The 11,515-nt window shown below is 38.8% G+C and carries 10 protein-coding genes; all 10 read right to left on the bottom strand.

Translation table 11 applies throughout. The annotated features are described in order from the left end of the window. The coding region (locus VJ937_RS07050; RefSeq protein ID WP_324066193.1) for a hypothetical protein at nt 1–274 on the bottom strand (274 nt) is incomplete at its 3' end. 32 nt (nt 275–306) lie between these two features. Next, a complete protein-coding gene (locus VJ937_RS07055) occupies nt 307–1,752 on the bottom strand; it encodes a PQQ-dependent sugar dehydrogenase (RefSeq protein ID WP_324066194.1) in 1,446 nt (481 codons plus the stop codon). A gap of 225 nt (nt 1,753–1,977) precedes the next feature. Further along, a complete protein-coding gene (locus VJ937_RS07060) occupies nt 1,978–2,340 on the bottom strand; it encodes a response regulator (protein WP_057951994.1) in 363 nt (120 codons plus the stop codon). 7 nt (nt 2,341–2,347) lie between these two features. After that, nucleotides 2,348–3,865, bottom strand: coding sequence for an ATP-binding protein (locus tag VJ937_RS07065; protein ID WP_324066195.1), 1,518 nt, complete (start codon nt 3,863–3,865; stop codon nt 2,348–2,350). 89 nt (nt 3,866–3,954) lie between these two features. Beyond that, the gene (locus VJ937_RS07070; RefSeq protein ID WP_324066196.1) at nt 3,955–5,370 is read right to left on the bottom strand and encodes a sensor histidine kinase; all 1,416 of its coding nucleotides are present in this window, start codon (nt 5,368–5,370) and stop codon (nt 3,955–3,957) included. Nucleotides 5,371–5,410: 40 nt separating this feature from the next. Further along, nucleotides 5,411–5,914: a hypothetical protein gene (locus VJ937_RS07075; protein WP_324066198.1), complete on the bottom strand. Its 504-nt coding sequence runs from the start codon at nt 5,912–5,914 to the stop codon at nt 5,411–5,413. Nucleotides 5,915–5,923: 9 nt separating this feature from the next. Next, nucleotides 5,924–6,652, bottom strand: a complete 729-nt coding sequence (locus tag VJ937_RS07080) for a hypothetical protein (RefSeq protein WP_324066199.1) — start codon at nt 6,650–6,652, stop codon at nt 5,924–5,926. 86 nt (nt 6,653–6,738) lie between these two features. After that, the gene (locus VJ937_RS07085; protein ID WP_324066200.1) at nt 6,739–7,683 is read right to left on the bottom strand and encodes a hypothetical protein; all 945 of its coding nucleotides are present in this window, start codon (nt 7,681–7,683) and stop codon (nt 6,739–6,741) included. Nucleotides 7,684–7,831: 148 nt separating this feature from the next. Next, a complete protein-coding gene (locus VJ937_RS07090; protein ID WP_324066201.1) occupies nt 7,832–9,742 on the bottom strand; it encodes a hypothetical protein in 1,911 nt (636 codons plus the stop codon). 260 nt (nt 9,743–10,002) lie between these two features. Beyond that, on the bottom strand, nt 10,003–11,515 hold a 1,513-nt coding region (locus VJ937_RS07095; RefSeq protein ID WP_324066202.1), incomplete at its 5' end, for an RICIN domain-containing protein.

Genomic DNA, 11,515 nt, shown 5'->3' on the forward strand with positions numbered 1-11,515 from the left:
TTACCTCATCAAGATTTTGGCTAAGTCTGTTAAGGTACACCACGGCAGGGGATTCCGGGAATGGCTTATGTAAGGTATATGCATCATATCCATGCCGAAAGACAACTATGCTATCTACAACCTCCAAAGCATTTTTGGTGATCTCCAACACGCCGTTTGGTCTAATCTCATAATTCATGACACCTGATAACGAGACTCCCTGCAACGGCTCATTGCTGTGGCTATCGCGCACTTCGAGCAAGTACTGCCCGTAGCTTGTAAAGCCGAACAGCACAAAGAAGAAAAAAATGAGAAAAAAGCGTTTAATCATTCATTCACCGGCAACAATTTCACAATAAATCCGGGTTTCTCTGCCGCCACATAAAGGAAACCATCAGGCCCCACTTCTACATTACGCACACGGCCAATACCTTCGAGCAATTTTTCCTGATCGACCACCTCATTGCCATCGAGCTCGACCCGTTCAAGGTACTTAAAGCGTAACGAACCTACCATAATATTGTTTTTCCAGCCCGGGTACCGGTCACTGGTAACAAAGGTCGTTCCGCATGGTGCAATAGAAGGTGTCCACTGGATAATAGGCTGTGCCATGCCTTCTTTATGTGTAATATCGGTGAATTTGGTGCCATCATAATTTATTCCGTATGAGATTACGGGCCAACCGTAGTTTACACCCGGACGAATAAGGTTCAACTCATCGCCACCACGTGGACCGTGCTCCGTAATCCAAATATCACCTGTCTCGGGATGCATGGTCGTTCCCTGTGGATTGCGATGCCCATATGAATAAATAGACGGCATGGCGTCAGGGTTTTCTACAAACGGATTATCTTTGGGAATGCGTCCATCGTCGTGTATTCGGTGAATTTTACCATTATGGTTTTCGAGTGTTTGGGGGTTTACTTCGCGGCGTCCACGGTCGCCAATCCCAAACCACAAATAACCATCCTTATCGAATTGCAGTTTGCAGCCCCAGTGATACGACTTGCGTGAATCGGGTTTGCCATCAAATATTTTCTCCTGATCGACAAGCTTATTGCCTTCTATGCGTGCCCGCATTATAGCAGTATTACCAGCTTTGGGATCTTCATTGGAGGGTTCGGAATAAGCGAAATAAAACCAACCGTTAGATTCATATTCGGGATGCAGGCGCAAATCGAGTAACCCACCCTGCCCTTTCGGAAGAATATCGGGCAATCCTTGCATTTCAGTAAGCTCACCCTCATGCAGCCGATAGAGGGTACCAGAACGCTCTGAAATAAGCATATCGCCATTAGGTAAAAATTCCATTCCCCAGGGTACATCCAGTCCGGCTATTATTGTATCAATGGTAAAATTTTGTTTCTTAGTTTTTATTACCTGATCAGCCAAAAAAGCAGGCTTTAATTTCTTATGGTCCTTAGGTACTTCTTTGCGAATATATTTGGCCAGCGCCATAATTTCATCATCAGAAAAAGTTTCTTTAAATGCAGGCATACCTTCCTCTTCTTTACCAAATTTTATACTTTCAAAGGCAATTTGATCGTTTCCGCTAGTCATCCATTCCCGTTGATCGAAACGTTGCAGATTCTCACCATGACAACCAGCACAGTAATTAAGGTACTTTTCCTTCACATCAGGATTTACAGATTTATTCATACCAAACATATGATTAAGCGTGGTATGGCTGAAATTTATCCAGGAAACCAACATTGTACCCAGAACTAAAATAGCAACAATAGTGAAGATGATTTTGAGCTTGGATTTTGACATAGCACATAAATTTACCGGCTTTAACCGCATTTTTATGCAATATAAGAAAGAAATATCAAAATTCAACATCGAATACACCCAATATTTAACGAAAAGGAGGTGCATAAAAATTTATAACACAGAATGCTATATATACAGGCACAAAGTATAGACAGTGTAAAAAAGAATAAACAGAAGAGTTACTTAAAATTACTATAACCAGGTTTAATAGATAGGAAATTTATGTTATGCACCGGCAATGGCTGCATCAACCTCTTTCATTTTAAAGGGTTTCTGAAAGTATTTCTTTATTACCCCCTGATTTAAAGCCTCCTGAATTTCATCTGTTATTTCATATCCTGTTAATATATAGAAATCAATCATGGGATATTTTACACGAGCTGAAGCAATAAATTCCAGACCATTCATTCCGGGCATACGCATATCGCTAATTACCACATCAGGGGTTTCCATTGCTTCCAACAGATTAAGGGCTTTCATACCTGATTCGGCAATGGTTACACCATAGTGTTTTTTAAACATATTTTGAAACAACACCAGATTAATGTGCTCATCATCGACGTAAAGAATGCGTTTTTGATTGTTCATATACAATTCATTTGATGGGAAAGTAAATTACAAACATTGTTCCCTTTTTGACTTCAGATTGGCATAATATTTCTCCACCATGCTCATGAACAATCTTTTGCGATATAGAAAGTCCAAGACCGGTGCCTTCTCCGGGGTCTTTTGTTGTAAAAAACGGATCGAAAATATGTTTTAGATCATTCTTTTTAATACCTTTTCCATCATCTTTAATCGATATCTCAATTTTATTGTTTTCTGCCTGCGTAACGATGTGTATGTTGCCCCCTCCTTCAATAGCATGCACTGCATTTAATAAAATATTGAGCAAAACCTGATGAATTTGGCCTTGATTGGCCAGAAAATCCGGCAAATATTCACCATAGGTTTTATGTATCTGAATTCTGTTTTTATATTGATTGTAGAGCATCGTCAGGCAATCGTCAACAACCTGGTTTATATTAATCCTGGTCTTGGTTAGATCTTCTCGCCTCGAATATCGTCCAAGACTCTTAACGATATTCACAGTTCTATCGACACCCGTATTTATGGCATTAAAATAGGGTTCCAATTGTCGTTTTTCTTCCTGAAGATACTCTTCCATAAATTCCTCAATCGCCTGAACTCCATTATAAATATAATTCACCGGATTATTAATTTCGTGAGCGACACCAGCCGTTAAAATTCCAAGTGAGGCCATTTTTTCTGATTCAATAAGTTTGGCCTGAGCGTCCTTTAACTCATTAAATGTTTTAGACAACATTTCATTATTTGCAGTTAACTCATCCTGGTAAGAAATGAGCTCCTCATTTTGAGTCTGTAGCTCTTCACGATTTTCTTTTAATTCTTCATTCTGAGTTCCCAGTTCTTCTGCTTGCTCTCTAATACGGTTGGATTTTTCCTTCAGTTCATTATTGGTTCTTTCCAACTGATCCTCATATCTTACGTTTTGAATTCTGAGATAATAAATGGATAAGTTGAAGAAAACAAATACGGCTATATGCGAAAGCTTTAAGAAAAATAGATTGTCTATAATAAAGGGAATAATGCTTGCCTGACTTTCATCAACCCAAATCATTACTAAATCAACAAAAACTAACACCACCATGTAATAAATCATGGAAATAAAGAACAATAATCGCTCTTTCCTATAAGACAAAATAAAATGTGGAATTAAGGATAGAGCCACCAGCCCAAGGGGGACATAGAAAAAAAATTCATCTAAAATATGACCAAAAAGAACAGGTAAAAAACCAAAGATGAAAGCAGGTAAAAAAATCAAACTTATTTTACTGATAAAAATCAGTTTAAAACGTGTGAGCAATAAATTTACCAGGGCGATGCCAAAGATTAGGATTGTCCGATAGCTACCATAAGACATCTGATTTTTATCTACAAAAAATAAAATCAGCTCGATGATAAATATACTGAATAGAGTACTGAAAAGGATCAGATTGATCCAGTTCATCAATGTGACATTTCTACGCTCATATTCATTAACAACAGCTTTTGTTCCGAACTTGCTGATTTGGCTAAAAACATTACCCATATGCAGATGATAAAAGAACAACACCAAGGTACAAAAAAAAATAGTGTGTTTATGGACTTAATTCATTTATAAAGGTCTTTTAAAAATCATTACTCAGCTTTATGATCAAGAGGCAATCTTATCAAAAAGGCAGTGCCATTCTGCAATTGTGATTCACATTCAATGTTACCTCCATGATCATTCACAATTTTTTGAGATATAGAAAGCCCAAGCCCAGTTCCTTTGCCAGGATCTTTTGTGGTAAAAAAAGGATCGAAAATATGCTTCAAATCACCAGGCTTGATACCTTCCCCATCATCCTTAATTCTTATTTCGATTTCACCTGTAGTTTTACGTGTGTGTATGTTTATATTGCCTTCATTAAAACAGGCGTCTATGGCATTGACCAATATATTAAGAAACACCTGGTGAATTTGCCCTTCATTACCCAAAATAGTAAGATCCTGTTCGCTGTATTTCCGATGTATTTTTATGCGGTTTTTGTACTTATTATATAGCATTGTCAGGCAATCATCCAAAACTTCATGCAAATCGAAATTATTCCAGGGTAACTCTTCACTTCTTGTGTAGCGACCAAGGCTTTTGACAATATTTACAGTTCGATCGACACCGGTATTGATAGCATCGAAATACGGGTTCAGATGGGGCATATGATCAGGAAATCTCTCTTTAATATAATCCTCAACTGCGTTTGTGCCACTGTATATAAAATTCACCGGGTTGTTGATTTCATGTGCTACCCCTGCAGTAAGAATACCCAGCGAGGCCATCTTTTCTGATTGTACAAGTTGATTCTGAGCTCCCTTAAGCGATTCGAGGGTATCCTGTAGTTCTTCACGTTGCTCAAAAAGTTCCTCATTGGCTGATTTGAGTTCTTCGTTTGTTGTTTCAAGCTCTTCTGTACGTTTACTTACAAGTCTTTCAAGATGGTCTTTATACTGCTTTAGCTCATGGAGCAAATTTTCATATCGTCCGAGCATTTTACGCATGATAAGCAAAATAATAAATGCCACAATGGTAATATGAATGGCATTAATAATCCATGGATAAAACTTCAGTACATAATCATTGGGGTGATATTCCTTTGGCAAGCTTTGAATACCTGAATAATGCATATAACCTATAGCAATAAAACCAATTAGAACAATGCTATGAAAAATAATAACACGGGAAAAGGAAAAGTATAAAAATGAAAAAAACGGAATGAGTACAATATAAATTCTTGCTGCAGAAAAAACCCCGTAGAAAAATGCATCGTACATCGAAAAAAAGAAAACAAGCAGTAAAAATACCGATGCTTTGAATATGGTTGAAAGTTTCTTACGAAAAATGGCTACTGTTCCAAGGCTAAGCATCACCATAAATTCGAGGAAATAAGTAACCGATAAATCATTATTCATGAGTCGGGTAAGGCTAATCAGATAAGCAACAGCACCGAGACACGCTGTAATAATAAGCGAGATATCCAGGATATTTTTTCGCAGGTGATCAATATCGTTGCTCATAACAATCAATTTTAGGTTCTTCCATATTTTAGGTAAACCATTATTCGGGCCGGTCGATCTTAATCAAATAGTTACTCACCGGAGCATAATGAAAAGCAACTTCGCCCCCTGTTTCAAGCATATTATAAAGCTCTTTATCAATGCGATGCCGAACATTGTCTACAATTACATAAAAAACCTTATGCGCGTTCATTTCCTGACCGACATAAAGCGTTCCGCTACCTGCTTCGAAATCGGTTTTTTCCTCGAGTCTTTGTATGGGTTTTAAAACCACATTTTTCACTTTATTTTTAATGTCGGCACGATAGTTTCTGGTCATTGTAAAGTGCATTAAAGCAGCCAACCCGATTACAACAACCATAAGAAACCAGGTAAAATCAATACCTGTAAGCAGTAATAGTTCCGGATTCATATTGCTGATTACGCGTACCACAACTACACCAGGGACCAATAGCATCAAAGGAAAAAGTATACCAGGCCTGAATTGATATTTCAATGTTTTGATATCTGACGCCTCAAGGGGCATTTTTTTGTATTTTTCCATTATGACTATTTAGTTTTCATAAGATTGAACAAATTCGGCCAATCCATTTGTAATTCTAAACTCCCAATAGCGATGATTAATACAACCTGCGGGACAATCACCCCAGCCAATACTAAATGTGAGTTTGGCAAAGTCGTTGTTGCGTTCCATTGTAATTGTATTCCCATCACCAACACAGCCAGGATACAAATCAGACAAAAGCACAGCATCAATTTGCTCAAATTCATGTGCAATGGGTATCATATTCCAGATTTCCTGTGTATAAAGGGTCAGCCAGGGAAATTCAGGATAACTATATGCTAATTTTACCGAGTCAAATGCATAAATGTTCAGCAAGCTATCGAGCAGTGCATTACCTGTAGGAGTCACTCCATTTACCATATTTTGAACTTCCGGCGCATCGGTTTGTACTTTTAAACTCAGACCGTTCATCATAATGCAACAGCGCGTATGAATTTCATATACAGTAAAAACGGTATCGCGCTCAGGAATATCAAGTTCATAAACGGCATTAATCAACTCAAAAACCCTGTCAATCTCTTCATGGTTTAAAATGGGCTCGCTGTAGTTGGGATGATTGGGATTATTGATGATCTCCTGTTGGTACAATTGAATGGCATCTGTACGATATGATTCTATATCCACGCTATTGGAACTGCCATTTTTAATGTCATCAGCATTTCCAAAATGGCAACCTTTTATTAAAATAAAGAGCAGGGCTAAACAAAAAAGACGCATTATTAAAGCAGTTTAGTTATAGATATAAATCTACAACAGTATAACAACGAAAGCAAAAAAACTTGATTACTGTATGAATAAAACAGTTATATGCCGGCTTTTTCCTGATTAATGTGATAAATATTACCCAGGCCATTTTGAATGGCATTTGCTTTGAGCACAAGCGTATCTACCTCAGTAATTTTTCTTGGAAACGCTGGTGCGCGGGTACTTGTAAAATAGAAAATACCATGTTTTAAATCGACAAAAGGACAAAAATCAAGAGCTGTGCTATTAATTCCCGCTCCCATATTTTGTGCCTGCTCCCATGTTCCATCGTTTCTTTTTTTACTTATGTACATGTCGCCTCCACCCAGGCCATCTTCCCGGCCATAACTACCAAAAATAATAATGTCTTCATCGGGACTTACCCAGGCATTATATTCATAGTTTTTGGAGTTGACAGCACTATCAAGCGGCACAGGTGGCTGGTAAATGCCTTTGATCTTTTTACTTACAAAAATATCTTCTGCTCCCACACCATGACTGCGTGTTGCCGTAAAATACAAATTACCCTTTTTACTTACAGCCGGATAGAATTCATTACCCGGGCCATTGATGATGGTATCGAGTGACTGCGGCTCACTCCATTTATTGCCATTGCGTGTAGTCATCCAAATATTATAATCACCGGCAGCGGTATCTCCGGGCATTGGCCTGTCAGAAGCAAAATAGAGTTTTTTGCCATCCATTGAGAAAAAAGGCTCAATATCCTGATAAGTGCCAGAGAAAGGCATTAATTTTCGTTTACCCCAACCCTGTGTATCTTTTTTAATGCATACCAGGAACCTGTGTTTTTGTGTATAGTCACCCAGCGTATATATAATTTCGTCGCCTTCAGGCGAAATAGCAAAATCGCGTTCATAAAGGGGCGTGGAGATTATTCCTTTTCCAAAAAGTGACGTCTCCGAAGGAGCAGTATCAATATTTATTTTATCGCCATTCTGTAAATTGCAGCTTACCAGCAAAACCAGAGTTATATATCTAATCAAATGCATCATTATTGCTATTCTCTTATTTTTTAGCATTAAAAATAATAAAACCACAGCTTATTAAATGTCCAACTAATGTTTTATTTTAAATTTATAGAATCAATTCCAGTTATACCAGTGTGCTTGCAAACCCCGGTATCCTGAAGGTTTATAATTCAACCAGGCGAATCGAGTTGCCTTCCTGCTTGAGCACTAAAAACTTATTCTTTTTATTTGACCATACCGGAGCGCCAAATGTGCCCTCCACAATTTTACCATCTACAAGGAGTTTGCGCTTATTGTCCATAAAATGATTTTCTGTAAAATACTGTCCCATAAAGTCGTCATGCTTTTCCAGGGTAACAAGAGCAGCGTAGCGACTGGCATCGGGCGACATTGTAAACTCCACGATGCTTTTAAAGCTCAAATCGCAAGCTAATTTGCCGTTTTTGTATAGCTGTGCCGTAAAATTCCTTTCACCCTCACGTTTAAACTCTTTTCTGAAAAAAACATCGTTGCTCTCCGTGGCAAAGTGCATCCAATCGCCCATGGCCCTACCCTTGATGTCGAACCTGAAGTCGCCGTTTATTACGGTTCTGTCTTCACTACCAACCGATTGATCTTTTGTAACCACAAGATTTAACTTGCCTGTTTTAGGGCTGAACTTTAGGGTTTCTATGCCCATAATCTTATCTACACCATCAATCTTAAATATTTCTCCATTCTTTTTTAAGGTGTAGGGCTGATTATAGTTTTTCCTGTAAAATGTGTAGTAATCTCCGTTGGGGCTGAGTCTGAGTGCAGCACCGCCTTTGCCCCTCTCTTCAGGAGTGACCCGCTCGAGGATTTTACCATTAAAATTAACAAGGAGTGAGCTCCCGTCGGTATCGTATGTTGTGAAATAAAGTTGATCTCCGGTTTCATGAATCGAAGCGCGGTATGCGTATTTTCCATGTTTAACCAGCTCCCCGGAACGGTAATTATACTTCCATATTTCCACAGATTTCTTTTTGTACCTGTCGTTTCCAGTGTAGTTTTTGTTTTTTTCAGATACGGTAAAACACACCCAGGGAGCTGCAATTTTAAGATTACCAACTTGTTGATCAATAGTAAAATCGAACTTTTTATCATCAATAAGTACGCTATGTTTTGCCTTGCTCGCATTATTAATAATTACGTTTTCCCAGGCATTGAAGTAAGGTTTATTTGTACCGGGCAAAAAGCCGATTTGATTAACCAGGTTAAAGGGCCCGTCAATTGATTCATGGTTCAGGTAAATGTATTTCTTTCTCTTATCATCTTTCGCGCCAACAAAGAGTAGGTCATCGTTATTATATGCGTATCTGATGTCTTTTATTACTTTCCAGCCACGCAGTTTGATTCTGCCTTTTTCAATTAAACGGGCGTCTCCCGGCCTCCATTCCATGGCAAAAGTGGTATTCGATGATGTGGGATCATAAGCGGGTGCCTGTACAACACTCCAAAAAGTTATGCCAATGTCGTTATTGCCGAAAATAGGATAATACTTTTGACCTTTCACTCCGGCAAAACTGATATGCTTTCCATCGGGGGTTATCCAGTTGTCAATATCGCCATCATCCTGGTGTATATCATAAATCCGATCGTATGGACCCATTTTGTTTCCGTTTAATACTACGAAATAGTCGTACATATCGTAATCTTTGGGATTATTGTCAACCCGCATTTGACCGCCCCTTAAAAGAGGTTGCGCACCATAAGGCATTCTCATCTCCCTTTTGTAAATCTGTTTTGATTGGTTGGGTTTGCGTGTCATGGCGAACGTGTACTTCACACTGCCATTATCATTTAATCCAATTTTACCATAAACAAGCTCTTCGTTTGCAGCCAGGTTCAAAATGTGGTCTGAAAATGGAGCTGCTGGTTTCTGAAAATTTTGAGCATGTCCGGCAGCATTCCGGCAGCCATTATTTTTGTTGTAATTTATTTCTGACTGATTGTTGATTTCTTTATTGGATGGCTTTTCTGTTGCCTTTCGCGCTTCAACGGTATTTACTAAGGCAAGCAAAAACATACAAAGAATTAGACCGGTTTTTTTCATAATTATGGAGTTATTCGTTTATACAAAAATATACATAAATTAGGTTGTCAAATTTTTACAGAATGAAAAAATTGGCAAACCATGTTTAGAGTCTGTCCATAGAGTCGGGGTATCTAATGAATAAACTCCATTTCCAAAGCTTCCGAAACTCAAAACCGTTGATTTTACTGGTGTAAATGATGCGGTTTTGAGTGAGGCTAACGCAGAAAATGGAGTTTTCTGACGGACAATATTTAGGGTTTTGGCAAAAATCTGCATGTTTAAAACAGCTTTTTCAATTTCTCTTTGGCTTCCTCTTTTGGATCAACAGGTGCAGGTTTTTCTATCTGGTTGTTAACACCTTCCTCTCCACAATAGGGCACATAGTTTAGTTTGCTTCCGGGTACAAGAATAACCTCGAATGGCATATGATAATTAAATCCTGTCCGTGATGTTGGGATGCAACTAAGGTTCTCGTAGCCGGGAAAGTTATGGTGCGATAACGTGGGATCGAACCAGTACCATACATCGTTCATTTCAACAATAACAGCCCAGTGGTCGCGATAAAAATCGTAGTGAAAACGTTCAACAGCCATCTTGTTTGCGGGTACACCGGCTGTGCGGAGCATGGCCGAAAAAGCCAAAGCTGCCGATGAGCAGTTACCTACCGGGATAAAATCGTATTTATTGTAAAGATTTATAAATTGCTCAATGGTTGTCCAGTAGCTAACCGGACCATTAGGCCTTGTTCTGTTGATGCTTTCATCAAATACCTTTTTAACTGTTTGGGTTAAGGCTCCGTGTTTTCTAAAAACGGATTTCGTATTGTTCTTGTAAAACTCCCAGGTTTTTCTGGTAATCTCATATATTTCCCGGCTGCTTGTTGCTTCTGCTCCCGATACCCCAATTAACTCACGTAATTGCTGTTTTTGAGCTGTGTTCCGGTTTAAGTTGCGAAAAAAGAAGTCGAATTCTTTATTTACTTCACCTTTTGTATTTGTGTAATACTTAGAAGTTGTACGATAGGGAATGTTCCCGCGGTGCTTACTATCAAATAATTTTGTTTTTTGAGGTGGCCTGGTTAGGTTCAGTGCAACATTCCTCCGGTTATCTGATTTATGATATTGGTGATGATCGGAAACAAGCCCGTCGATATCTGCCAGCACTACTGCAACATAATCGTTATCGTCTATTTGTGCGTTTGGAAAACTGAAGTTCCCATTGGCATCAGGCTTTGTGGTTAGCGGAGATTTTGCGTATTTATTCAGGAAAAATTTAACCTCAACATTTTGTACGTTATAGCCCTCAGGCACGTTTACGTTACCCCTGGGTTGGGGAATTTTATTGCCATTTGCCCGGGGATTAAAAGCCCTTCTGGTTTGCGCATCAATGAGGTACCACTCCATCCACGGACCGTTATGGTTGTCCCAAATGTGCACGTTTGAGCGGTTCTTGCTGCTTCTTCCTGCCAGGCAGATGACTTTTCCGCTGTTTTTATCGAAAATTTTAAAACGACCATTTCCCTGGTGCTCGAAAAGAAACTTTTGATTATCCTGATGGTTGCGTGTCCAGGTTTTTACGCTTGTCCCGTTTTTGGTGTTCGCTCCCTGAATGTCGATTCTGGAGTTTCTGGTATTTCCAATTTTTATCTCGTAATATCCATCAGAGGATTTAAAGTGCATGGAGAATGTTCTGTCGTGATTATTGTCGAAATTGTAAACCTGGATATTCGAGCCTTTTTTTATGTCTTTTGGATATCCGGGAACATCCCAATAACCACCATTGTTTTTTCCG

Origin of the sequence: Salinivirga sp. (genome assembly GCF_035268865.1) — a bacterium.
Lineage (GTDB): Bacteria > Bacteroidota > Bacteroidia > Bacteroidales > Salinivirgaceae > Salinivirga.